Source organism: Brevibacterium sp. 91QC2O2 (genome assembly GCF_024580695.1).
Lineage (GTDB): Bacteria > Actinomycetota > Actinomycetes > Actinomycetales > Brevibacteriaceae > Brevibacterium > Brevibacterium moorei.
In genome coordinates this window covers 84,196-108,813 of the sequence record NZ_JANIJY010000002.1, presented here as the reverse complement: position 1 = coordinate 108,813, position 24,618 = coordinate 84,196, and the positions used below count along the sequence as shown (strand labels likewise).

The following is a 24,618-nucleotide window of genomic DNA, read 5'->3' as shown; positions in this document are numbered from 1 at the left end:
TCAGTTGGTGCCTTCCTGTTCCTCCGCGCCGACCCATCCGGACCGGTCAACGATGTTCAGCGTGCCGTCGGAGATCCCCGCAATGAGGTGTTCACTCAGTGAGGAAGCGGCGGCGAGCCGTTGGTTCAATTCTGTTCTATACGCTTGGGCATCCCGCAATGCGGACTCCAAGGCCTCCGCCTGGTCGGTGGGGATCAGCGAGATCTGCCAGGCCAGGTGTTCGGTGCCGGTCTGGCGGTTGATCTGATCCGCCAGGGCATGCGGTCCCACCGTGCGTTTCTGGGGGCGATGTTCGACGATTTGCCCGGCCGCATCCACCTCCGGCTCCGCGGGTGGGTCCTTGTGTACCCGCAGGATTCGGCTGGGACTCATGACGATGGAACCACCTGTCTCATCGACATGGGCTGCCGGTGGATTGCATGTGAAGACCACATCGCCGGGCTCCGTATGTGCTGCTTGCGGGTAGGCCTTCGTCGCGTCGATGGGGTCCAAGTAGAACAAAGGTGTTTCGGATCCGGCGCTGCGCACGGGGACTGTCCCGTTGGAGTCGGAATCCCGAGGATCGATGCGGCTGCCGTTGATCCGCTTGATCTGTGTTTGACGCTTGCCTCCCTTGGTGTCATGGAATCCCAGCAACTGGCCCAAAGGTACGGTCGGAAGCCGCATATGACCGGGTGCGGGCTGCACCGCGACGTCCAAGCAAGGTGCGGATGTGGACGCAGTGAGCACTGTGGCGGCCTGCACCTGATCGATGTGCGTGGTCGTCTCCAACCCGAACCGTTCGGCTATGGCTCCAGCGGGGACTACCGGATGGCCGCTGAAGATGTCGGCTGCACTGTAGCCCTGCAGATATTTGAACGACCGGCCGGAGCTCTGTGCAGTGCCGGCATCCGCTGGATGAATCAAGTGAAGGACTGCAGCCAGATCATTCTGTAGTTCGGTGAGGTCGATGCGCTGGTCGACAAGGTCGGCGACATACGGGTGCTTGATGCCCCCGGTCCCATCCAACAGCCACAGTCCCATGGCCTGGTTGACGGATTCCTTCCACCAGCCCCGGGGCAGGCGCAGGGCCGCTGCCAGACGTCCACTGTTCGATGAGTGCGTGGCGCGGAGGGCCACTGCGCGGTCCTCGGCCGTTGCTCGGTTCTCCGGACGCTCGCAGAGCATATCGGCCGGTCCGATCACGATGGCCCTGTCCTGATCAGTCAGGTTGAGGGCCAAGTCGTCAATAGCGGAGAACACTGACTCGCGGGGGAGTCCATGCACTGACATGATGGCGCAGCATGGGTCCGAATCCGGCGTCGCCAGGGGAATTCCGGTGATATGGGCCCGCAGTCTGGTCAAGCGTTCCTGCGTGGTATCGGTTGCTTCGGTTTCGGAGTCGGCGGCTTTCATCTGCAGGCCGGCGCACATCTTCGCCCTGGTTATCGGGAGGAAGTCCGGGGAATCGACAGACACCGTGACGGGGGACCCACTTGCGTCAATGACAGCGCACAGCGCGTCCATAAGGTCGTCTGTAAAGCCGCGCTTGCCCTGGTTCCTGGCGATCCGGCCAGCATCCAGACGGGCCAGTGCATCGTTTGAACCATAGGAGGCGGAGTACAGCCCGTCGACGAATTGCAGCTCTTCAGGGGTGAACTCCGCGTCCAGGGCTTCCGAGAACAAGAAGGAGTCCTCCGGGTCCAGCTCTACAGCAAGAGTGACCAGCGCATCGGGCGGAAGGTTGACCAGGTCATCGGGCGCAGCGGTCCGCAGAGCGAGTAGCACCAGCGCGGTGGCCTCGGCGATAGCCGGTTCGGGGAGTGCCAGGGAGGGTGCGTCCTCGGCGAATTCGGGGTTGTTGCCCCTTTCCGTTTTGCGTAGCCATGCTGTCACGTCGTCGTAGGCGAAGCGCTCCACGCCGGAGTGACGGGATACGGGGGAGGGGAAGGGGACGTGGGCGCCACGGATGGTGTCGCGGCGGCGCCACTGGGAAACGGCTGGGCGGGACACCTGTGCCAGATTGGCGATGTCCTGCATGGTCAACAACTGTGCCGTCACGATTCCTCCTTCCTGCGGCGGGCTTATCGATATCAACAGTAGTGGAAAAGTGTGTGGATGAGACTCGAAAAAGTGTTAAGGGGGCTTAACGGAATAGCTGAGGACAAATGAGCATGGTCTGTCCCACGATGGATACCGATCAACACACATTCGCTTCCCGGAAGGACCTCCTATGAAGACCTCGAAGACCCTCATCACCCGCATGTCGGGCACCCTGGCCGCTATTGCATGCAGCGCGCTCATGCTGACCGGTTGCGGAACCGGCCTAGACTCCAGCACGCCGGTCAAGGACATCGACGAAGTGGCGGACGCACCGGTGGAGACCGGAGCTGGTGCTGCGCCGGCCGGCGATGACGCGCTCTCCGGTGATGCCGGGGAGTCGGACGTCAAGGCATTCGGCGAAACCTGGACCTACGACGACGGACTCGCGGTCACCATCAAGTACTTGGGATCCGGTCGGGTCACGTCATCGGGAATCGGCGCTGAGGACAGCGGCGGTGCCCTGCAGAAGTTCTCCATCACGGTGAAGAACGGTTCGGACAGGACTTTTGACGGAAGGCTTGCATCCATTGATTCCGTCTCTGTCGGCGATGAGGGAACAGAGGCCCAAGAGGTCTTCGATACTGCCGGTGGTCTGGAAGGGGCCGACTTCTCCAAGATCCAGGCGGGGCGTAAGCAGACGCGCACTGTGGCCTACGGGATCAAGGGCGCTGAGACCGTTCAGATCGAGTTCAGCGCGGGTAGCTCCTACGCATCAGTGCTCTACGAAGGAAAGTTGAAGAAATGAGTTGTGTGCGGTTCCAGTCCGCCAGAGGGCCATAGAAGACGTAAAGACCTCGGCAGCACCACCGCGCTATAGAGCACATCAAGAGAAGAAGAGGGAACCGAACCGACAGGCACCATCGAACGGAAGGCAAGAACATGAACGACTTTGTGGAAAGCATCGCCAGCGGAACGATCTCGGCGATCCTAGGCGCACTGTTCGTCGCAGCGCTCCCGCTGGGCAACAAGATGGGTTTCACCCATGAACCGCCCAGCTCGGGCAAACAGGTCAAGGCGAAGAACAAGGACGGGCAACAGGCCGTCGTCACCGATAACTCGGGAACGGTCGATATCGACCAGACACAGAACCACACGACAATCCAGAGAATCCAGTACAACATCCGGCACTCTGTCGGATATACCAGCGGTGGCCAACCGGGCATGAGCAACGGCATGTTGGCTCTGGTGATTGTTCTGCTGCTGGTCGCGGCAGCAGCATTCGGACGCTTCTTCATCCCCGTCCTGGGCGGCATGGTTGGTGCGGCGCTCATGCTGACCGTGGTCACCATCCGGTTCCTGGTGTCCGACCGACGACATGCGAAGAGTCCGCAGACCGCATATGTCGTGGTCGAACTGTGCTTGTCGATCATTGCGACAGTGCTGTTGGGATACTTCATCTTCCAGTTCAGCTGGGACGGCAAGACGATGGTCGATGTAGCCAATGCCTTGCACGATGTCACAGTGGTGCCCAGCATCAATGATGGCGTTCTGCCCTGGATTCTGTCCTTCACTATTGAACCGCCGGCGGAGCTATTCATCCGCGATCCGCAGCTGCTGGTGATGGCCCTGCTCGCACTGGTCGGACTGACAATGACTCTGCTTCTCGATGTGAGCGCCGCGTTGTCACTTGTCGGTTGGGACGCCTATAGCCGGATGAGTCAGAGTCTTTCGCGGTTCTCCTGGGTGACTAAAGCAGCACAGAGCTTTGAGACTACTACTTGGAAGTCTGTCCTGGTTCTGCTGGTCGTGTTCGCGCTGGAGATGGGCTTCCTTTTCGGATTCCCGTCCGTGCTAGACGGGTCGTTCATCGAAGTGCTGCTGGGGCCGGCGGCGAGTGCTGTCCGGTGACGGAACAAAGGTCGGCGGAGGGCAGAATCTCCTGTGGCCGCACCAAGAAGGGTAAGAGAGGATGAAAAAGATGGAAGCGTTGACTCATGAAGCACTGAAGTTGGCAGTCTGGATGGCCGAACACGGGGTGTCCAGTGCCAAGGTTTCGGACGGTGACCTCGCGCTGGAGAACAAAGCCGCTGCGGAACAGGAACTGTTCGAGCGGGGAGTCGTCTCTGGGGAGAAGGACCTGACCGGTCAGCGTGATGTGCACCTGAAGCCTGGTCAGGACGTCGTCCTCAGGCGGAAGGCGAATCAGGTCCGACGCGACGAGATCGGACTGGGGATCTTGGCGGTACTTGAGGAAGACCGAATTGGGGGTTCTGCGGACGAGCTGGCTGCCCATCTGGCGGGTGCTGTCCGCCCAGCCGTCTCTGTGGGCGAATGCGAGCAGGAGGTTCAGGAACTGGAAGAAATGGGAATGGTTAAAGTTTTGGCCTCTTGGGGAGTCCCCTTGGTGCGGTCCTCAATCGAGCGGCGTGGCCGCCGGTGTCTGGAATCCGGCTATGGTCCAGAGGATTTCGACAAAGTGGAAGGAAACCACATGGGAACCAACATCAACAACAACTTCACTGGCAGCAGTATTGCCGCAGTGTCGCAGGGTGACCACAACACGTTGAACACTCAGCAGAACGTGAACACTGACCTGCAGACGGCATTGGACATCGTTGCCGGTATTCGCGCAAAGGTGGCCGAGGCGGCACCCGAACAAGCAGAGCTGGTCGACGGGATCGAAGATGGCCTGAAGACCGGTAAGGGAAAAAAGTTCATCTCAGCACTGGGCACCGGCTTGGCCGGGGCACTCGGTGGTGAACTGGGGCAGTGGGTGTTCGAGCAGATTCAGACCTTGCTCGCACTCCCACTCTTCGGCTGAAGTACCCGACTTTCAGGGCAACGCTTGACTAGCTAGGCGCTCGACCGCATGCTCATACCAGTCACCCGTTACGACGGGACAGGAAGAAAGCCTCAGGCACCAGTAGGACGATTGGTGCCTGAGGCTTTCGTCGTTACCGCTAGTTTTAAGAGGCCAGACAGATCGCCGACCACCAGGCGATTGGAAACGTGTGCCCGGCGGGGGCCGTGCGGGCATAGGCGGTTCCTCCGATGAACCTGAGTCTTAAAAAGACTTAAAAAACTTAAAATTCTAGCAGTGGATCGGCGGTTTGGGCCTGCCGGCGTGCCGGTTTCGAGGCTTTGGAACCAGCGGCGGCTCATTCCCGTCCGTGCGGCCAATTGCGTTCAACGGTATAGGCGCATGATGCTGCGCTTTCCTATGGAAGCGCAGCATCATGCGCTTGCGATGACCGGCCGGCGCTCCCGCCTCGCCGGGACAGCCCGCTACTGATCCCGCAGCACCCGGCGCAGGATCTTGCCGGTGGCGGTCTTCGGCAGCTCGTCCACGACCTCGACCTGGCGTGGGTACTTATAGGCCGACATGTGCTCCTTGCCGTAGGCCACGATCTCCTCCGGCGTCGCAGTCGTCCCGGCCTTCAGGGCCACGAAGGCCTTGACCGTCTCCCCGCGGTACTCGTCGGGCACGCCGACGACCGCGACCTCGGACACGGCCGGATGACCGTAGAGCACATCCTCGACCTCGCGCGGCCACACCTTGTAGCCCGAGGCGTTGATCATGTCCTTCTTCCGGTCCACCAGGTAGAACCAGCCGTCGGCGTCCTTGAACCCGATGTCCCCGGTCTTCAACATTCCGTCGTGGAAGGTTGTCGCATTGGCGTCCGGCCGGTTCCAATAGCCCGGGATGATCTGCGGGCCCGCTGCCGCCAGCTCACCATAGGTGCCGTCGGGCACAGGGTTGCCGTCGTCGTCGAGCACCTTCACGGTCGTATCGTAGATCGCCTTGCCCAGTGCCAGCGCACCCGATTCCGGATCCACCGGTGCCCGCTCGCCCTGTGGCACGGCGACCACGGGCGATGCCGTTTCGCTCATTCCGAAGGCCCCGTGGATGTACGCTCCGAAGATCCCCTCCAGCCGATCCTGCAGTGCAGGGGCGATCGGCGCCCCGCCCGAATACAGGACCTTGAAGGACGCGAAGTCCGGGGAGGGTCCACCATCGGCACCCGCCTGCACCTGCGGGCAATCCGCCAGGGCCATGAGCGCTGTGATCGCACCGATCGTGAACACCGGCTGCCACCGGCGTACCGATTCGAGCATGACCTCGGGCTGGAACCGGTGGCTGAGCACCACCGGCGCACCGATCCGAATCGCCAGGGTGATGTGCCCGACCAGCCCCGTGATGTGGAACAGCGGAGCGATGCCGAGGATCGGCTCACCGGCCTGCAAGCCCGTGAACCCGACATAGGACTCCGAATTGAAGGTCAGGTTCCCGTGCGTGTTCATCGCACCCTTGGGCTTGCCCGTAGTGCCCGAGGTGTAGGACAGTACCGCGACCGACTCGCCCGTCAGGCCCGGGTCGGGCAGCTCGCCGCCGGGTGCGGCGGCCACAGGGCCGGGGGCGACCTCGACCACGGCAACGCGCTCGCAGTCACCGGCGCCGGGCAGGTCCAACTCGACACCCAGACCTTCGGGCAGTGCGACCTCGGTGATCGGGGGAACCGAACCGGCGGGAGCGTCGGTGCCCAGCGGCGACCAGGCGCGGTGCGCGCCGATCAGCGCGAACTCGACGGCGGTATCGCCCACCACTCCGGCGGCCACGGACTCCCACAGGTCGGGGATAGTGACCAGGGCCTTGGCCCCGGAATCCTCCAGATGGTAGCGCAGCTCATGGGCGGTGTTCATCGGGTTGATCGGCACCATCACGCCGCCCACCCGCCAGATCGCGACCAGGGCCAGCAGGAACAGCGGATCGTTCTGCAGATACAGCGCAACCCGATCGCCCCTGCTGACGCCGCGGCGGTGGAGCTCGGCGGCGATGACCCGCACGCGGGCATCGGCCTGCGCGAAGGTGAGCGTGTCCTCGAAGGAGTGGATGAACGGACGCTCGCCGTGTTCTGCCACGGTCGCATCCCACATGGCCGGCATGGTGTCGTGCGGCGGTTCGAGGTGCGTGGAGAACGGAAGCGTCGCACCCATCAGCGGATCGCCACCGGGTTGACAGGGGAGCCCGAGGCACGGTTGATCTTCAGCGGGGCCGCAACGTAGAAGAAGTCCCACTTGCCGTCCGCGGCGCAGGCCGCCGCCAGCTTCTCCAGGTCGCAGATCTCGGAGAAGACCACGCCCAGATTGCGCATCAGCGCATTGTGCAGGGTCAGGGATACCCCGGTGTCCGGGTCGGTGGTGACCTCGTTGCCGATCAGGTCGGTGACCAGGTTGGGGATCTCCATGTCCTGGAACCACTGGACGAGTTCGGGGGAGTACTGCAGGCCCGGCTCGCAGAAGTCCTCGTAGAAGGCGTCGCCCTGTTCGAAGAACAGCTGCAGGTGGTTGGTGCGGATGACCAGGATGTCGTGCTTCTCAATGGTCACGCCCTGCTGTGCAGCCGCGGCCATCAGGTCGTTGTGGTCGAAGGTCTTGCGTGCCGGCAGGGCGTCGACGCCGAAGTAGCGGGCCATGTCGATGAGCACACCGCGTCCGGCCACGCCGCGTTCGGCGATGGGTTCGACGCTGGCCTTGTCCAGGCCGCCCACGGTGGTGCGGGCGTCGTAGCCGTTGTAGATCTTCCCGCCGTACCAGACATGGCCCAGCGCGTCGTACTGCGTGGAGCCCTGCAGGAAGGCGTGCATGGTGTCGTCGGCGTAGTGCAGGCCGCCGGGGAACTGGGGTGCGCCCTCGCCGTCCCAGCTGGCTTCGTCCCACACCATTTCAACGGTGGCGGGTTCGCGGCCGGGCCACACGGGGTCGCCCTTGGGATCGCCGATCAGGCGCTGCAGGGTGAACAGGTCGCCGGAGTTCACGGACTTGATGCCGCGCAGGACCTCGGCGTTGGTCAGGTAGTTCAGAGAGCCGACCTGGTCGTCCGGTCCCCACTTGCCCCAGTTGGTGGGTGAGTCGGCCAGTAGTTCGGTCAGCTCGGGTGCTTTCTTGGTGCTATCGGTCATCATCGACCCCTTTCGGACAACGTCGTCGTTATCTGTGCACTTCCGGATTCGGGCAGTTCGTCTTCGAAACAGCCTTCAAACCGGCCGAACGTACGTTCGGTGTTTAGACACTAACAAGAGATGGGCGGCTTTGGGAAGTGATGGCATGTGGCGGGGCGGTGGAGAACCGTTTGGCCTATGCGGTCCTTCGCCTGGCCAGGAATGCCCGGTAGGCGGCACCTGCGGCTGCCAGAACCACTGCGCCCACCAGGACGGGCAGCAGCAGATACGACCAACCGGCGCCGGCGGTGATGACGACGATGGGGGTCCCGCAGGCCGGAGGATGGGCGATCCGCAGCAGTCCCATCGTGGCGATGGACAGGGTGATCGCGATGGCGATCGCCCACCAGGCGTGTGGCAGGAGGAAACGGACGGCCAGTCCGATGACGGTCGCACTCAGATGCCCGCCCAAGACGTTGATGGGCCGTGCCAGGGGAGAATCCGGGACGAGGAAGATCAGTGCCGCCGAGGACCCGAAGGCCGCCGCCAGCAGGGGTTGACCGGTGAGGGTGGCGAGTAGTCCCAAGCCGGCGATGATGATTCCCGCACCGAGCGCACCCGAGACGACCTGGAACGGGGAGACCGGGGGTTGGGTGCGGGTGATGAGAGTGCGCCAGGTGCTCACCGGGATGTCCTTTCAAGCGATGCGTTTAACACCGTAGCCCAGTCATTGTCACCTCCGGCTATGATCGGGCTGTTCGGACGCCATCCCCAGTGACCTCGGAAAGGTCAGTATCCTCCTTATGCACTCCACGTCCCCCCTGACCCGCTCGCGCCCCGGTATCCTCGACCGCGAGGCGATCGTCGCCCCACTGCGCTTCAATCGCTGGCTGATCCCGGCGGCGGTACTCGCCATTCACCTGTGCATCGGCCAGGTCTATGCGCTGAGCGTGTTCAAAGCGCCGTTCATGGACCGCTTCGCCGCGGGCGAGGTCGCGGTCGGCTGGGTCTTCTCCGTGGCCATCGCGATGCTCGGGATCTCCGCTGCGATCGGTGGTACCTGGGTGGAGCGGGCGGGCCCGCGCAAGGCCATGGTGGTTGCAGGTGTGTTCTGGGTGGTGGGCTTCGGGGTGGCCACTCTGGGGATCGTCACGGGACAGTTGTGGCTGCTGTATCTGGGGTATGGGGTGATCGGCGGGATCGGTCTGGGGATCGGTTACATCTCGCCGGTGTCCACGCTGATGAAGTGGTTCCCCGACCGGCCCGGTCTGGCCACCGGTTTGGCGATCATGGGCTTCGGCGGGGGTGCGCTGATCGCCAGTCCTTTGTCGAACTCGTTGATGAGCATCTTCGGTGGGGGCGGCGCCCCGGAGCAGTTGGCCGCCGGTGCGGCACCGACCTTCGGGACTCTGGCGCTGATCTATGCGGTGGCGATCGCGGTGGGCGCTTTCGTGATCCGCCTGCCGCACCCTGACTGGCATCCGGAGCATTGGGATCCGGCCCGCGTCGCCGCGCACAAGGTGGCGACCACGGGGCAGGTGTCCGTGTCCCGGGCGATGCGCACTCCACAGTTCTGGTTCTTGTGGATCGTACTGTTCACCAACGTCACCGCCGGGATTGGGATCCTGGAGAACGCCGCGCCGATGGTGCAGGGCTTCTTCTCCCAGATCACACCTGCCGCGGCGGCCGGTTTCGTGGGTCTGCTGTCGATCGCGAATATGGTCGGCCGGTTCGTCTGGTCGACCGCCTCGGACTATATGGGCAGGCGGAATGCCTACACGCTGTATTTGGGCGCGGGCATTCTGATGTACCTGTGTGTGGCCCTGTTCGGTGGGGCCAATATCGTCCTCTTCGTCGCGGCCTCCATGCTCATCCTGTCCTTCTACGGCGGGGGTTTCGCCGCGGCTCCGGCGTATTTGAAGGACCTGTTCGGTACCTATCAGGTGGGTGCGATCCATGGCCGGCTGCTCACCGCGTGGTCGGCCGCTGGCGTGGTGGGTCCGCTGATTGTCAATACGGTTATCGAGTCGCGCACCCGGGCGGGCGCGACGGGGCCGGCCGTGTACACCCTGTCCATGGGCATTATGGTCGGGCTCCTGGCGGTGGGCTTCGTGGCGAACCTGCTAATCGGCAAGGTCGCCGATAAGTACCGTGCAGAGCCGGCCGAGGTCGAGGCCGCCCTGGTGCACGAGTCCAATGCCTCCGGTGGGGACTCGCCCATGCTGTCGACCGGGGGCTTCTACCATGTGGCGGCCTATGCGCTGACCGGCGTGGTGATCGTCGGCCTGCTCTATGCGCTGGTCCAGACCGTGATCAAGGCATCCGCGCTGTTCGTGTGAGGGGCGGAACACCGACCAAAGTGCTGGCAGGACCCCTGGGGTCCTGCCAGCACTTTGGTCGGTCGTGGCTTAGCGACCAGACCACTCATAGGATTGCTTGGTCAGGAATGCTTCGACTGCGTGCGCGAAGTCGGCACTGCCGTACACCGCCGATACGACATCTGAATCATTCGGCTCCGCTGATTCTGCAGCCGAGGTCTGTGCAGCCTTCAGTCGCCGCAAGTTCTCTTTGATGGACCACTGGGTCAGGGGTGCTAGGTGGGAAATCCGGTGTTCGTACTCGTCCTGTAGTTCGTCAAGATTCTCGCTCACCTCCGTAAGGAACCCACAGGCAAGCGCTTCCTCGGCTCGCACAGCCCGGGCCCCGATGAGCATGGAGCGGACGCGCGACTCTCCGAAGCCCTGGACGAGCACATCCAATGTCGTCGTATTGAGTGTGTTGCCGAGTGTGCGGGCGATCGGAACGGCGAAACTGGCCCGAGGATTCCCAACGCGGACATCTGCACATGCGGCAAGGCCCAGACCACCTCCAACGCAGTGTCCGTCGATGAATGCGAGAAGGGGTTTCCGCATCATCGCAAGCCGTGACAAGGTATCGGCGATCGTCTGCTCGTACGCTATGCCGTCTTCTCCCGTGAATCCGCGGAACTGCGCGATGTCTGTGCCGGCGACAAAGGCCTTTCCCCCGGCGCCGCGCATCGACACCGCGCGAATTTTCGGATCCGCATCGGCTCTTTCACAAGCCTCCAGTAGACCTGCGTACATGTCCGAGGTCATGGCATTCCTGGCTTCGGGACGGTTGAAGACAACTCGAAGTACCGAATCGTGAACGTCGACTTCCAAATCTGCCATGGGTCATACCTCCAGATCGAATTCCTCGGCGAGCGGGACATTGTGTTCGCCGAGCATCGGCCCCGCCTTGCTGCGCACAGTGCCCGAACGTGACAGATTGATGGGGTTGCCCAGTTGTTCGACGTCACCTAGTTTCGCATGGGGCGCAGTCCAGAAGTAGTCACGGGACGCGAGATGTTCATCGGTGAAGACCTGGTCGTACTTCGAGATGGGGCCAACGGGTACTCCGGCCTCATTGAGGGCATCGACGACTTCCTGGACGGTCCGATCCTGCAGCCGCTGCTCGATGATCGAGATCAGCCGTGTGCGGTTGGTCATCCGCGTAGGAGGATCGACGAAGTCCGGGTCATCGGCAAGATCTGCGAAGTCGAAGGTTGTGCAGAAACGCTCCCAGTTCCCCTGGGTGTTGGCGCCGATCGTCACGTAACCGTCCTTGGCCTGCACGGCCTGGTAGGGCGCCAGAGCCTGATGCGCCGAGCCATTGGCAGTGGGCACACTGCCATTGCCGTAGTAGGCCCCGGCTTCCCAGACCGCGAGGGACACGGCGGATTCGAAGAGGGACACATCGATGTACTGTCCCTGCCCGGACGTCTTCCGTTCATAGAGTGCCGAGAGGATTCCGATTGTCGCGTAGAGCGCGGTGGTGAGATCACAGATCGGAACCCCGACCTTGGCCGGCGGCATATCAGGAAACCCGGTAATACTCATCAGGCCAGAGCGCCCTTGGGCCATGATGTCGAGCCCGGGCAGCTTGGCCAGGGGCCCGGTCTGTCCCCAGCCTGAAACCGATGCGTAGATCAAACCTGGATGGTCGCCCTTGAGGTCGTCATACCCCAAGCCCATCTTCTTCAGCGAGCCCGGGCGGAGGTTTTCTATCAGCACGTCTGCGTGATCCAGCAAAGTCAGGAACGCCTTCTTGCCCTCTGGAGATTTCAGGTCCAGGGCAATCGATTCCTTGTTCCGATTCATCCGGATGAAGGTGCTTGATTCCCCCTCGAGGAAGGGCCCAGAGGATCGCACTGGATCGCCGCCCTTGGGCGGTTCCACCTTGATCACGCGGGCCCCGAGATCAGCCAGTTGTGTTGTGGCGAAAGGCGCGGCGATGAACACGCCCACTTCCAACACCGTCACACCGCTGAGGGGCCCTGTGGGGGAGGTGCCGTTTGTCGTCTGCGCGGACTCGAAGCCCGGATTGGTCTGTGCCATCATCACTTTCTTGTGTTGCGTGTCACTTTCTATTGTCTACAATAATGCAGACAATAGAAATCGTCGAGGGGCCATGATGAACAACACGGGCAATCGATCCGCCAAGGGTCGGGCATCCGGCAAAGCTGCCGGCCTGACACAGTGGGCCGCTGATCAGATCAGTGAGCTGGTGTTCTCCGGTGAGCTCATCCCCGGCGAGCGCCTGATCGAAGAAGACCTGACCGAGCGTTTGGGAATCTCCCGCGGACCGGTGCGAGAAGCACTGCACCTACTCGAAGGTGCCGGAATCGTGACCCGTCAGCCGCGCTTGGGCGCCAAAGTGACCAAATTGGACCGTGATGATCTCTTCGAGATCGTCACGTTCCGCGAGGGTTTGGAGCATATGGCCGTCCACCACCTTTACGGTCATGGGCGCGGCGGGGACGTGGATGCGTCTCAGGCCAACCTTCAGCTCTCCCGAATGGAGGAACTCTTCAGCACCAATCAGCCCACGTCTGAGCTCACCCGTGTGAGCTTCGACTTCCACATCGAAGTCGTCCGCCTGTGCGGTAACGATCGGATTGTCTCCGCCTACATAGAGTCGATCGCTCAAGTCAAGCTCGCGATGTCCTTGAACCTTCGCATGCTGGCCGAGACCGAAGATCCGGCGCACAACGTCGAACGACACAAGTACCTTCTACAAGAGGTGCTCTCCGGCTCTGAGACCCGTGCCCATACTGCAATCGATGAGCACGGTCATAACTACCTTCTGGATGGGCGCATCGGCCGCACGAGCCGTGAGTCCGTCCAAGCCTCAGGCAAGCCGACTGTGTCTGGATACTTTCCTGTGTCCTGATCCAACCGGTTTGTCACTCATGTATCGATCTCATTCAATGGCGAATCGAGGAGACTCCCGTGGCAGACAGCCTCATACTCATCAACACCGGTATCACTATCGTCGGTGTCATAGTCCTCATCATTGCTCTTAAGCTGCATCCGCTTTTCGCGCTGGTAATCGGCGCCCTATACCTTGGTCTGACGTCTGGACTCGGTCTTGAGAAGACTGCGGAGACCGTCGTCGAGGGCTTCGGAAAACTCATGGCGGACATCGGCATGCTCGTCATGTTCGGTGTTCTCCTCGGCGTGATTCTGTCCAGACTTGGAGCGATCGAAAAACTGGTGTCCGTGCTGATGAAGATGTCGGGCAGGCGCCTGGCCCCATATGCTCTGGGCGTTACCAACGGCACGATCATGCAGTCGATCTTCTCCGATGTCATTCTGGTCATCACCGCACCGATCGGTCGCAATGTCGCACGCAGGATCGGCCCGGCCGGCGTCGGTATCATGTCCGTCTCGCTCTGCATGGGCTGCCTGTTCGGCCTGACCATGATGATCCCCAGCGTCGGCTCGCTCGCACTGAGCTCCTTGGTGGGAGTTCCCCTCCCCAAATTCCTGCTATTCGGAACTCTGTTTTCCATCGTCGGCGTTTCTGTGACGATCTTCATCATGAAGACGCTCTTCGTGCGTTTCAAGTTCTGGAAACCTGAGACCGACGAGGACCCGGTTGCGCTGGAATCGTTCCGTATGGCGCAGCCGGAAGAGGACGGTAAGAAGCATCGACTGCCCTTGCCGCTGACCATTAGCCCGGTGATTCTGGCTCTGGTGCTCATTGCCGCCAACTCCATTGTCAGCAGCATGAAAATCGAGGCGCCGCTGTTGACGTTCATCGGCGACCCGATGGTCGCCATGTTCCTCGCAACGTTCATCGCGTCCATCATGCTTCTCGTCCACGAGGGCAATGACATCCTCAAAGAGACGATGAAGAAGGGCTTCTCCGCAAGCGGGGAGATCCTCGCCCTGACCGGGCTCGGTGGTTCTCTGGCCGGAGTCGTCAAAGCGATCGGTCTGGGCAAGGTGCTTGAAGGTATGTTCAGCACCGGTGCCGCCTCTCCCATTCTCCTGGCCTGGATCCTGGCCGTTGTTCTGCACGTGGCAATCGGTTCGGTCTCCGTTGCTTCGATCACCGCAGCAGGGTTCCTCGCTCCGGTTGCCTCCTCTGCCGGCGTCGATCCCCTACTCATCGCCTTGTCCGCGGCTGCTGGATCGCTGTTCTTCATGACGGTGCACAGCAACTACTTCTGGATGGCGAAGACCATGCTCGGACAGACAACCAAGGGTGCAACCAAGTCGGTCAGCCTTGCGACCTGTGTGGGCAGCGTGGTGGGCCTCGTTATGGTCTACATACTGGCCGTATTCATCTGACACCCTGAAGTGCTCTGCACATTTCAGGCAGGGGCTGCGCTGGAATGTGCTCTCGTGGGATTCGGTGGCAGCAAAGACGTGAGGTTCTACAGCAGCAAACGCGCGGGCGTGTCGCCGGTTGGGAGCACATTCCAGCAGCCTGCGCCGCTGGAATGTGCAGAGCGCCTAGAGGATTTAAACACCTATAGGAACCTAGGGTTTCCTATAGGTGTTTGATATGGTGGGGACAACAAAGTCGTTGCATCATCTCAGGAAGGACTGACACCGTGTCCAATCCCGCGAATCCCGAAAACCCGAATTCCGAAAGCCCCGTGGTCTCCGGAGCCCAGGCCGCCTCGGCCGCCATCGTGGCCGCCGATGCCGCATTCCGCACGGCCCGCACCCACACCAGGGAGGAACGCGCCGCCTGGCTCGACGCGATCGCCGACGCGCTGGAGGCCCGCCGGGCCGAAATCGTGCCGTTGGGAGTCGCGGAGTCCAACCTTCCCGCCGGCCGCCTCGAAGGCGAACTGACTCGCACCTGCTTCCAGCTCAAGCTGTTGGCCCAGGAGGCCCGCGAGGGCCAGTTCCTCGACGCCACGATCGACCACGCCGATTCGACCTGGGGGATGGGCCCGCGCCCCGACCTGCGCCGCATCAACGTCCCGCTGGGCGTCATCGGCGTGTTCGGCGCCTCGAACTTCCCGTTGGCCTTCTCCGTCATCGGCGGGGACTCGGCCGCGGCCCTGGCCGGCGGCAATGCAGTGGTCCACAAGGTCCACGACGCACACATGGGCCTGGGCACTCTGGTCGTCGAGACCGTCACCGCCGCTCTGGCAGCCGCCGGCGCGCCGGCCGGCCTGTTCGCGGGAGTCTCCGGCCTCGAGGCCGCACAGACCCTGGTCGACCACCCCCTGACCAAGGCCATCGGCTTCACCGGCTCCGAGGCCGGCGGCCGCGCCCTGTTCGACCGCGCCGTGGCCCGACCCACCCCGATCCCGTTCTACGGCGAACTGGGTTCGTTGAACCCCGTGGTCATCACCGAGGCCGCCTGGGACGCCCGCGCCACCGAGCTGCTCTCCGGTTTCGCCGGCTCTTTGACCAATGGTGTCGGCCAGTTCTGTACCAACCCCGGCATGGTCTTCCTGCCGGCTGCCGCCGCCACGCAGGCGAACGCCGAACTGCCGGCCCTGCTGGCCGCCCAGGACATGGGCGCCGGCATGCTGACCGAGGGCATCGCGCACAACTTCACCGTCCACCGCGATGAGGTCGCAGCCGCCCCCGGCGTGACCACGGAGGTCGCAGGCGACAACGCCAATCCGCCGGCCCCTGCGATCCTGACCATCGCGGCCGCGGACCTGAGCGCGGACCACCCGGCCCTGCACACCGAGATGTTCGGCCCCGCCGCCGTCATCATCACGTATGCGAACCGCGAAGAGCTCATCGAGACAATCGGCCTGCTCGGCGGCCAGCTCACCGGCACCCTGCACAATGAGGACGGCGAGGACGTCGCCGACGTGCTGACCGCTCTGGCCGATAAGGCCGGCCGCGTGCTGCGCGGGGGCTGGCCCACCGGCGTCACCGTGTCCTACGCCCAGCAGCACGGCGGGCCGTATCCTGCCGCCACGATGTACGGCACCTCGGTCGGCACCGCCGCAATCGGCCGCTTCATGCGGCCGGTGGCCTTCCAGGACTACGAGGACGCGCAGCTGCCCGCCGAACTCCAGGAGGCCAACCCGACCGGCATCGCCCGCCGTGTGGACGGCGTTTGGCAGGCCGCCCGATGAGCACCACCGGCCCGCTGACCGCGGCCTTCCCCGCCACCGTGCGCGAGGTCCTACCCGTCGACCAGACGGACGGCACCTTCGTCGCCCGCCTGTACGACCCCGCCCAATCCCGCCCCGTCGTCGCGGCCTACCGCGGCGAAGAGCTCTGGGACGCCTCGGCGCTGGGACTGACCTGTGCCGATCTGCTCGAGCGCGAGAACCTGGCCGGCGACCTGGCCGGCCTGATGACCGGGCCCGCGACGTGGACGATCGACCAGGTGCAGCTGCCCGACCACGCACAGGCGGGGCCCCGGCCCGAGCGCCTGACGCTGTTGCCACCGGTCGACCTGCAGGCGCTCAAGGCCTGTGGTGTGACCTTCGCGGGCTCCATGATCGAACGCGTCATCGAAGAGCGCGCGGCCGGCGATCCCGCCCGCGCCGCCGCGATCCGCACCCAGATGGCTCAGGCCGTGGGCCGCGACCTGTCCGCGATCGTCCCCGGCAGCCCCGAGGCCGCGGCCGTGAAGGAACAGCTGATCGCCGCCGGTTGGTGGTCGCAGTACCTGGAGGTGGGCCTGGGCCCCGACCCCGAGGTCTTCACCAAGGGCCAGGTGCTGTCCGCCGTGGGCAGCGGGGACACGATCGGCATTCCCGCCTTCTCCAGCTGGAACAATCCGGAGCCGGAACTGGTCCTCCTCGTCACCCCGACGGGCCGGATCGTCGGTGTCACCCTGGGTAATGACGTGAACCTGCGCGATGTCGAGGGCAGGTCCGCCCTGCTGCTGGGCATGGCCAAGGACAACAACCACTCGACCGCCCTGGGCCCGGTCATCCGCATCTTCGACGAGAGGTTCACGATCGAGGATGCGCGCACCTTCACGATCGACCTGAGCGTCAGGGGCACCGACGGCTACGAACTGCACGGGGTGAACTCCGTTGGCTCGCTCTCGCGGACCTTCGAGCGCCTCGTCGCCGCTACCCTGGGTGCCCATCACCAGTACCCGGACGGCTGCGCCATTATGACCGGCACGCTGTTCGCCCCCACTCAGGACCGCAATTTCCCGGGCGAGGGCTTCACCCATGCGAACGGGGACGTGGTCTCAATCGAGAACCCCCTGGTGGGCCGCCTGGTCAACCGGGTGGGCGCCTGCGAGGAGCTGGCCCCGTGGACATACGGACTGCGCGAGCTCATGGCCGATCTGCGCCCATGAGCACCCCCGGCACCGCCAAGTCCGACCGCGCCAAGCAGGACACCGTCGCTGCGGTCTACGAGTCGATCAGCGAGCGGATCTCCGCGAAGGACCTGCCTCCGGACACCCGGTTGAACATGGATCGCCTGGCCCGTGAGTTGGGGGTCTCGCAGACCCCCGTACGTGAGGCCCTGCGGATGCTCGAGGGCGCGGGCCTGGTGGTGGCGGCCCCCCGCGGCTACACCACCACCGGCCTGCTCGACGGTGCCGCGCTGCGCGATATGTACGAGGTCCGGCTGCTCTTGGAACCCTGGGCCGCGGGCGCGGCCGCGACCAGCCGGGTGGGCAATCCGGGCCGTGCGATGCTCGCCGAGCTCGACCGGTTCCGGGCGCTCGAGGCCGCTGGTGCCGCCGGAGACGAGCTGGTCCGCCAGATGTCGCACCATGACGAGGTGTTCCACCGGGCGATCTTCGATTCGGTTGACAACCCCTTCCTGACCACGGCCTTCACCCAGTTGCACGCCCATTTGCACCTGTACCGGCTGTACCCGCCCGGCGCGGATTCCACCGCGACCATCACCGAGCACCAGGCGATCGCCCAGGCGATCGCGGATGCCGATCCGGCTGCTGCCAGGGCTGCGATGGAGGAGCATCTACGGGGTTCCCTGGACCGCTTCGCCCAGGGCATCGAACCCGCGCAGCGGCCCGGAATCGCGCAGATCCGCTCGGGCCGTTCGGGGCCGAACAGCCCTCCTGCACCGGTAGGATAGTGGCATGGCGCTCACAGACGATGCACTGGCGAAGATCAAGGACCTCATCGTCACCGGTGAGCTGAAACCCGGGGACCGCCTGCCCCCGGAGGCGGAGCTCTCCGAGCGCTTGGGCCTGTCGCGCAATTCCCTGCGCGAGGCGGTCAAGGCCCTGGACTTCATCAATGTGCTCGACGTGCGCAGGGGCTCCGGTACCTATGTCACGTCCCTGTCAGCGGCGGACCTCACCGATGCCATCGGGTTCTTAGTCGAGGTCCACTCCTCGGGCTCGCTGGCCCAGATCCTCGATGTGCGCCGCGTATTCGAGGCGGAGACCGCCTACCGTGCGGCCCAGCGGATCGACGCCGCCGGGCTGGCCGAACTGCAGCGGTTGATCGACGAGACCGATCCGCAGTCCATCGAATCGCTGGTGGACAAGGACTTCGAGTTCCACGGCACTATCGCAGGTTATGCGGACAACGACTACCTGGCGGCCCTGCTGCAGGCGGTGTCAGTCAAGACCAGCAGGGCGCGCACCTGGCGCGGACTGACCCAGGACGGCGCGGTGGAACAGACCCTGCAGGAACACCAGGCGATCCTCGACGCCCTGGCGGCCGGCGACCCGCAGCGGGCGCAGGCGGCGATGATCGTGCACGTCTCCGGGGTCCAGGATTGGGCTGCGGAGACGGGCGGACCCGCATACGAATCGGCCAGCTGAGCCGGCTCCAATAACAACGCCGCCCCGTCACACATATTCGCGCATCGGTTGAACCGGGGAATATGTGTGACGGGGCGGCGCTCTGGGTTCCGGGCCCGGGCCCGGGCCCAGCCCCGGAATCAGCCTGGAATCAGTCGCGCAGGCGCAGGCCCTGCATGCCGCCGTCCACGGCGACAGCGGTTCCGGTGGTCGAACCCTGCAGCGGGCTGGCCAGGAACGCGATGGTCCTGGCGACCTCGGTCGGCTCGACCAGGCGGCCGTGGGGCTGGCGGGCGTTGAGCTGGCGCAGCTCCTCCTCCGGGTTCTCCGCCTTGCTCAGCAGTCCACCGGTGACCCAGGGGGTGTTGGCGGTGCCGGGGCACACGGCGTTGACGCGGATGCCCTCGTGGATGTGGTCGGCGGCCATGGCCAGGGTCATCGAGTAGATCGCGCCCTTGGTCGCCGAGTACAGCACGCGCTCGGGCAGGCCGGCGGTCGCGGCGATCGAGGCCGTGTTGACCACGGCGCCGTGCTCGGACTTGCGCAGGTGGGGCAGGGCCGCAGCGGTCACCCGGGCCACGGAGACCACGTTGACGTTGAGCACCTTGTTCCACTCGGCATCGTCATTGGCGTCGACCTGTCCCTGTGCGCCGATCCCGGCGTTGTTGATGACGATGTCGATTCCACCGAATTCGCCCGCGGCGGACTCGACTGCGGCGTTGACCGAATCACGGTCGGAGACGTCGCACTTGATGCCCAGGGCACCGGCCGGTGCCGCATCCGGGTTGAGGTCGAAGACCGCGACCTTGGCCCCACGGGCCAGCAGCAGTTCGGTTACGGCCTTGCCGATTCCCGAGGCTCCACCCGTGACGATGGCCGACAGGCCGGTGAATTCCGTATCGATGCTCTCGCTAGCACCCATGTTCACTTGTCTCCCTTCAGACGATCCATAGCGGTCACAGCACCCGCGCCGGCGGGGACGGTGACCTGGAAGTACTCCTGCTTCTGCGCGCCCAGGCCCTCGACCTCGACCTCGGAGACGTCGCCCGGGGCCAGGAACGGGAACTTGCCCGACAGCGCCACGCCCTTGGGCGTTCCGGTGGAGATGATGTCACCGGGCTCCAGCTGCATGAACTGGGACAGGTGGTAGACGATCTCCTCCACCGGGAAGATCATGTCCGAGGTATTCGAGCCCTGCCGGGGTTCGCCGTTGACGCGGCTGGACAGGTTCAGATTGTGCGGGTCGATGGCATCGGCGGTGACCAGCACGGGGCCCACCGGCATCGAGTCCTTGACGCACTTGCCCTTGGCCCACTGGCCACCGGAGTAGGTCTGCTGGTAGTCGCGCTCGGACAGGTCGTTGGCGACCATGTAGCCGGCGATCGCATCCAGGGCGTCATCCGTGTTCGTCAGGTACTCGACCTGCTTGCCGATGACCACGCACAGTTCGACCTCCCAGTCGAACTTCTGCGCCTGCGGCGGAATGCCAACGGCATCGTAGGGACCGGTGACCGTATTGGGGGTCTTGAAGAAGATAATGGGCGACTCCGGGGGATTGTCCCCGGACTCGGCTGCGTGCTCGGCGTAGTTCTGGCCGATGCAGATCACGGAGCCGGCCGCGGCGATCGGCGCTCCGATGCGCTGGCCGGCCACGTCGATAACGGGCAGGGAACCGGACTCCAGTGCGGCTGCGACCCGGGCCGGGCCCTCGGCCCAGAACTTCCCGTCGATGTCGCCGATGGAGCTGATGTCGTAGTGCTTGTCGCCGGCGTGGACAACGGGGGTCTCGTGCCCCTTCTCGCCGATGCGCAGGAATTCCATAACGTCTCCTTATATAGGTGTTTTCAGGTCAGCGGTAGTCGGCGGGGTCGCGTTCCAGGAGGCCACGCGAGACCGCTTCGGCCCAGAAGGCCTCGGGGACTTCGGCATCGAACAGTTCGACGTCGCGCGCCACCTGTTCCGGCGTGCGCATCCCCAGAGTCACATTCGTCACCGCGGGGTCGCGCAGGCTGAACTGCACGGCCGCCGCGGGCAACGTGGTCCCATGGGCACGGGCGAGGTCCGCCAGAGCCTGGGCCTTGGACACGATGTCCGCAGGAGCTTCCTCGTAGTTGTACTTCGCCTGCGTCAGCGGGTTCTCATTGGCCAGGATGCCGGAGTTGAACACGCCCACATTGACCACGCCCACACCGCGTGCCGCGGCGGCCGGGAGCAGGTCGGTGCGACCGCCCTGCTCCAGCAGCGTATAGCGCCCGGCCTGCATGACGACGTCGATGTCCGTCTCCTGGACGAAGCGGGTCAGCATCTGCGCCTGGTTCATTCCCGCGCCCCAGGCTCCGATCACGCCCTCATCGCGCAGCCGGTTGAGGGTGGGCACCGCGCCCTCGAGCGCTTCGACCCAGAATTCGTCTGGATCGTGGATATAGGCGATGTCGATCCGATCGACGCCCAGGCGCTCCAGGGATTCGGTGATGGAGCGCTCGATCCCCGCCGGCGAATAGTCGCGCACCCGCGCCATATCACCGGGCACCGCGAAGCCCTCGTCGTCAAACTCCTTGGGTTCTTCGGCGGGCCGGATCAGTCTGCCGACCTTGGTTGAGAGGATGTACTCATCGCGTGGCTTATCGGCCAGGACCGCGCCGGTGCGCTTCTCGCTCAGGCCCAGCCCGTAGTGCGGGGCAGTGTCGAAGTACCGGATCCCGGCGTCCCAGGCGGCGGATACGGCGGCCCGGGCCTCGTCATCGGTGATCTGCTTGTACAGGTTGCCGATCGGAGCGCCGCCGAAGCCCAGCGTGTGCAGATCGGCCAGTCGGCCGATCAGCGGATTCTTCACAGTCATCGTGACTCCTTCATAGTCTGAGTGTTCCCGGCCTGGTCGTCTGCGGGCAGGTCTTCGTCTGTCGGCAGGTCTGCGAGGCCGTAGAACCGTAGAGCGTTGTCGCTCAGTACCGCCTCAAGCTCATCGGCCTTAAGGATGCCGGCCAGGGTGAGGTGGAGCGCGCCGAACCAGACCCGGTAGTCCAGCCCGTGGGCCAGGGTGGAGACCGGGTGGTCGCTGCCGAATAGCACCCGGTCCGGTCCGAAGGCCTCCAGCAGCGGTGGGAGGAAGGTCTGTGCCAGTTGCCCGGCCAGTTCGCCGGTGACGGGACCGGGTACCTGGCCGGGCAGGCCGGAGATCTTCACGGCCAGGGATTCGATCGTGGCCAGGCGCCGGATCCCCGGCAGCCAGGCGTCCCGTGCCGCGGCGAGCACCGCCGAGCGCTGTGCGGCGGCCTCGGCCGCACTGGCGGCCTCGGACACCCCGGCGAGGTCCTCCAGGCCGGGTTTGGCGATGTGGTCGAGCACCACGCCCGAGGCGTCCCCGCGCTGCGCTGCCACGGCCTCCAACAGCCCCGCGAGTTCTGCTGCCTGCTCGTGGCGGATGCACACATCTACCCGCAGGCCGGCCGACAAGACGGCCAACAGGCCGGGCAGGCGCTCGGCCAGGACCCCTGCGGGCAGGCCCTCGAAATTATCGCGCACCCCCACCACCAGGGGGAATTCCCGCAGGGCGGCCAGCTGCCCGGCCAGCGCCGCGGTGTCGAGCAGGTCCACCGCCGCGACGATCCCGCGGATACCGGCGGCCGGGGCCAGGTCCGCGACCCAGGCGACCTCGTCCAGGCGCTGGGCCGCGGCCACCCCTGCCTCGACGAACACTGCGCCGACGGGGAAATCCGCGTCCGGGAAGCCGGGGGCCCCAGGGGCGCTGACCTGCGGTAGGTCCGCATTGCCGTCCATCCACGGATAGGCGAAGCGGTTCCGGTCCCACAGGTGCAGGTGCGCGTCGAACATCAGGCCACGACCCCGATGGTCAGCAGCAGGTTCGCGTACTGACGCTGGTCCCCGGTGGCGACGACCACCGCGATATTGGGATCACGGGCGGCATCGTAGAAGGCGAAGCGTTCCAGACCGGTGAACGGCACGTCGGGCAGCAGCGCGCCGTAACCGTCGACCGCCGGCGCCTTACCGCCGGCTGCGTCGAGCATGAAGGTCGCGGCCTCGATGTTGACCGTGGCGGCCAGGGGTTCGAGCACCTGGTCGACGCTCAGCAGCCCCGGCGTGACGTTGAGCTGGATCCGCGTGGCCGCGGCGGGCGCCCCGGTGTTGTGCGGATAGTTGCCGTCGGCCAGAAGCACCTGGGTGCCGTGGCCGCACCGGCCCAGCGCCGCCAGCAGTTCGGGGTGGAGCAGTGGAGTCTTGAGCATATCGGTTCCCCTTTCTGAAAGCCTCAGGCCGTGGCCGAGGCGTCGCGCCAGTGCGCCTCGATCTCCTCGAGCGACTTGCCGCTGGTCTCCGGCACCCGCGCCAGCACATACCAGCATGCCAGAGCGGACAGGGCGGCGAAGATGAAGAACACCCACGGTCCGATCCCGGCGAGCACGACCGGGAAGATCGCGGAGAAGACGGCATTGAACAGGTACTGGGTGAAGGTGATGACCCCCGTGCCGATCGCGCGCACCGACAGGGGCAGGACCTCGGGCACCAGCAGCCAGAACACCGGCCCCATGCCGATGCCGAAGGCGAAGGTGTAGACGAACACCGCCGCGATCGAGAACCAGCCGGCATCGGGCAGCAGCCACAGGGCGATCATCGCGATGGTCTGGCCGGCCATGGAGATGGCCAGCAGTTTCACGCGGCCCAGCCGGTCGATGATCGGCAGCGCGATCGCGGTGGACACGACCAGGGCGATGCCCACGCCGTAGTTGGCGTACATCCCGGCCGAATCGCCCATCCCGGATTCGGCGAAGATGATCGGGGCATAGTAGACGACGGCGTTGATGCCGGTGAAGACCTGGAAGAACGTCAGGATGAACAGGACGATCAGCGGTTTGCGCGATGAGGTGAACAGCGCCTTGATCCCGCCGGTCTGGCGGCTCAGGCTGCCCGCGATCTCATCGGCCTCTGCCCTGGCGATGTCCTCGGTGGCGCGCAGGGTGGACAGCACCTTGACGGCGTCCTCGTGGCGGCCGCGGGTGATGAGCCAGCGCGGGCTGGCCGGGGCGATGATCATGCCGACCAGGAAGACGATGGCGGGCACTGCGCCCAGCCCCAGGATCCACTCCCACTTGCCGGATGCCTGGAAGGCGTCGCCGACGATGTAGGCGCACAGGATGCCCAGGTTCACCGCCAGCTGGTACATGCCGGTGAGCAGCCCGCGGATCCGGGTGGGGGAGAGCTCGGAGAGGTAGATCAGGCCGAACATGTTCGCGATCCCCACGCCCAGGCCCAGGAAGAAGCGGGTTGTGCCGATCAGCCCGACGCCGGGGGCGAAGAAGAACACGAGCGAGCCGACGAGGAAGATGACGGCTGCGACGATCAGCAGGTGGCGGCGGTCGAAGCGCCGCGCGGCGATCGAGGCGCCGATGATCGAGGGCAGGGCGCCCCACAGCAGCAGCGAGGTGATGAGCCCCTGCTGCCCGGCGTCGAGTCCCAGCTGTTCGGTCATCGGCGGCAGCGCTCCGGAGATGGCCCCGGAGTCGTACCCGTAGAGCAGTCCGGAGAATCCGGCCAGGATCGCGATGAACACGACCTTGCCCGTGATCGGCTCCTTCGAATGGTCCACAGCGGCGTGGGCCGAGGTTGCAGTCAAGGCTGGATG

General features: G+C 64.7%; 22 protein-coding genes. 10 read left to right on the top strand and 12 right to left on the bottom strand.

What is annotated here, in order from left to right:
- Entirely contained in the window at nt 1-2,040 is a 2,040-nt protein-coding gene (locus NQ036_RS02595; protein ID WP_257048069.1) for an AlpA family transcriptional regulator, read from the bottom strand.
- 172 nt (nt 2,041-2,212) lie between these two features.
- Here NQ036_RS02595 and NQ036_RS02590 point away from each other — a divergent pair, with 172 nt between their 5' ends.
- From NQ036_RS02590 to NQ036_RS02580, 3 genes are all read left to right on the top strand, one after another.
- Nucleotides 2,213-2,827 carry a hypothetical protein gene (locus NQ036_RS02590; RefSeq protein ID WP_257048070.1) on the top strand — a complete coding sequence of 205 codons (615 nt, stop codon included), beginning with the start codon at nt 2,213-2,215 and terminating at the stop codon, nt 2,825-2,827.
- A gap of 134 nt (nt 2,828-2,961) precedes the next feature.
- Entirely contained in the window at nt 2,962-3,930 is a 969-nt protein-coding gene (locus tag NQ036_RS02585; protein ID WP_257056981.1) for a hypothetical protein, read from the top strand.
- A 61-nt stretch (nt 3,931-3,991) separates the two neighbouring features.
- Entirely contained in the window at nt 3,992-4,843 is an 852-nt protein-coding gene (locus NQ036_RS02580; protein ID WP_257056980.1) for a hypothetical protein, read from the top strand.
- Between the two features lie 464 nt (nt 4,844-5,307).
- Here the strand turns inward: NQ036_RS02580 and NQ036_RS02575 are convergent, their stop codons facing one another.
- From NQ036_RS02575 to NQ036_RS02565, 3 genes are all read right to left on the bottom strand, one after another.
- Entirely contained in the window at nt 5,308-7,017 is a 1,710-nt protein-coding gene (locus NQ036_RS02575) for an AMP-binding protein (RefSeq protein ID WP_257048073.1), read from the bottom strand.
- Nucleotides 7,017-7,982: a cyclase family protein gene (locus NQ036_RS02570; protein ID WP_257048074.1), complete on the bottom strand. Its 966-nt coding sequence runs from the start codon at nt 7,980-7,982 to the stop codon at nt 7,017-7,019. The genes NQ036_RS02575 and NQ036_RS02570 overlap by 1 nt, the downstream gene beginning before the upstream one ends.
- A gap of 175 nt (nt 7,983-8,157) precedes the next feature.
- A complete protein-coding gene (locus NQ036_RS02565; protein ID WP_257048075.1) occupies nt 8,158-8,646 on the bottom strand; it encodes an HPP family protein in 489 nt (162 codons plus the stop codon).
- 118 nt (nt 8,647-8,764) lie between these two features.
- Between NQ036_RS02565 and NQ036_RS02560 the strand changes: the two genes are divergently transcribed.
- Nucleotides 8,765-10,300 carry an OFA family MFS transporter gene (locus NQ036_RS02560; RefSeq protein WP_257048076.1) on the top strand — a complete coding sequence of 512 codons (1,536 nt, stop codon included), beginning with the start codon at nt 8,765-8,767 and terminating at the stop codon, nt 10,298-10,300.
- A 69-nt stretch (nt 10,301-10,369) separates the two neighbouring features.
- On the opposite strand, the gene NQ036_RS02555 is transcribed toward NQ036_RS02560, so the two are convergent.
- Together NQ036_RS02555 and NQ036_RS02550 are read right to left on the bottom strand one after the other, a co-directional pair.
- Nucleotides 10,370-11,152, bottom strand: a complete 783-nt coding sequence (locus NQ036_RS02555) for an enoyl-CoA hydratase (RefSeq protein WP_257048077.1) — start codon at nt 11,150-11,152, stop codon at nt 10,370-10,372.
- A 3-nt stretch (nt 11,153-11,155) separates the two neighbouring features.
- A complete protein-coding gene (locus NQ036_RS02550; RefSeq protein ID WP_257048078.1) occupies nt 11,156-12,358 on the bottom strand; it encodes a CaiB/BaiF CoA-transferase family protein in 1,203 nt (400 codons plus the stop codon).
- A 73-nt stretch (nt 12,359-12,431) separates the two neighbouring features.
- Here NQ036_RS02550 and NQ036_RS02545 point away from each other — a divergent pair, with 73 nt between their 5' ends.
- From NQ036_RS02545 to NQ036_RS02520, 6 genes are all read left to right on the top strand, one after another.
- Nucleotides 12,432-13,193 carry a GntR family transcriptional regulator gene (locus tag NQ036_RS02545; protein WP_257048079.1) on the top strand — a complete coding sequence of 254 codons (762 nt, stop codon included), beginning with the start codon at nt 12,432-12,434 and terminating at the stop codon, nt 13,191-13,193.
- A 59-nt stretch (nt 13,194-13,252) separates the two neighbouring features.
- Nucleotides 13,253-14,599, top strand: coding sequence for a GntP family permease (locus NQ036_RS02540; protein WP_257048080.1), 1,347 nt, complete (start codon nt 13,253-13,255; stop codon nt 14,597-14,599).
- 266 nt (nt 14,600-14,865) lie between these two features.
- Nucleotides 14,866-16,365, top strand: coding sequence for an aldehyde dehydrogenase (NADP(+)) (locus tag NQ036_RS02535; protein WP_257056979.1), 1,500 nt, complete (start codon nt 14,866-14,868; stop codon nt 16,363-16,365).
- Nucleotides 16,362-17,555 carry a fumarylacetoacetate hydrolase family protein gene (locus NQ036_RS02530; RefSeq protein ID WP_257056978.1) on the top strand — a complete coding sequence of 398 codons (1,194 nt, stop codon included), beginning with the start codon at nt 16,362-16,364 and terminating at the stop codon, nt 17,553-17,555. The genes NQ036_RS02535 and NQ036_RS02530 overlap by 4 nt, the downstream gene beginning before the upstream one ends.
- Nucleotides 17,552-18,304 (top strand): GntR family transcriptional regulator, encoded by a 753-nt coding sequence (locus NQ036_RS02525; protein WP_257056977.1) that lies wholly within the window; start codon nt 17,552-17,554, stop codon nt 18,302-18,304. The genes NQ036_RS02530 and NQ036_RS02525 overlap by 4 nt, the downstream gene beginning before the upstream one ends.
- Before the next feature lie 4 nt (nt 18,305-18,308).
- Nucleotides 18,309-19,001: a FadR/GntR family transcriptional regulator gene (locus tag NQ036_RS02520; protein WP_257056976.1), complete on the top strand. Its 693-nt coding sequence runs from the start codon at nt 18,309-18,311 to the stop codon at nt 18,999-19,001.
- 130 nt (nt 19,002-19,131) lie between these two features.
- Here NQ036_RS02520 and NQ036_RS02515 read toward each other — a convergent pair whose 3' ends face one another.
- Genes NQ036_RS02515 through NQ036_RS02490 form a run of 6 tightly spaced genes read right to left on the bottom strand, consistent with a single transcriptional unit; the run spans nt 19,132 to nt 24,609 of the window.
- Nucleotides 19,132-19,902 (bottom strand): SDR family NAD(P)-dependent oxidoreductase, encoded by a 771-nt coding sequence (locus NQ036_RS02515; RefSeq protein ID WP_257056975.1) that lies wholly within the window; start codon nt 19,900-19,902, stop codon nt 19,132-19,134.
- 2 nt (nt 19,903-19,904) lie between these two features.
- Nucleotides 19,905-20,801, bottom strand: a complete 897-nt coding sequence (locus tag NQ036_RS02510; protein ID WP_257056974.1) for a fumarylacetoacetate hydrolase family protein — start codon at nt 20,799-20,801, stop codon at nt 19,905-19,907.
- Nucleotides 20,802-20,829: 28 nt separating this feature from the next.
- Entirely contained in the window at nt 20,830-21,819 is a 990-nt protein-coding gene (locus NQ036_RS02505) for an aldo/keto reductase (protein WP_257056973.1), read from the bottom strand.
- On the bottom strand, nt 21,816-22,811 hold the full coding sequence (locus NQ036_RS02500; protein ID WP_257056972.1) for an amidohydrolase: 996 nt from the start codon (nt 22,809-22,811) through the stop codon (nt 21,816-21,818). Before NQ036_RS02500 ends, NQ036_RS02505 begins: the two co-directional genes overlap by 4 nt.
- Complete coding sequence (locus NQ036_RS02495) at nt 22,811-23,224, bottom strand: RbsD/FucU family protein (RefSeq protein ID WP_257056971.1); 414 nt, start codon at nt 23,222-23,224, stop codon at nt 22,811-22,813. Before NQ036_RS02495 ends, NQ036_RS02500 begins: the two co-directional genes overlap by 1 nt.
- A gap of 23 nt (nt 23,225-23,247) precedes the next feature.
- Nucleotides 23,248-24,609 (bottom strand): sugar porter family MFS transporter, encoded by a 1,362-nt coding sequence (locus NQ036_RS02490; protein WP_257056970.1) that lies wholly within the window; start codon nt 24,607-24,609, stop codon nt 23,248-23,250.
- Nucleotides 24,610-24,618 lie beyond the last annotated feature (9 nt).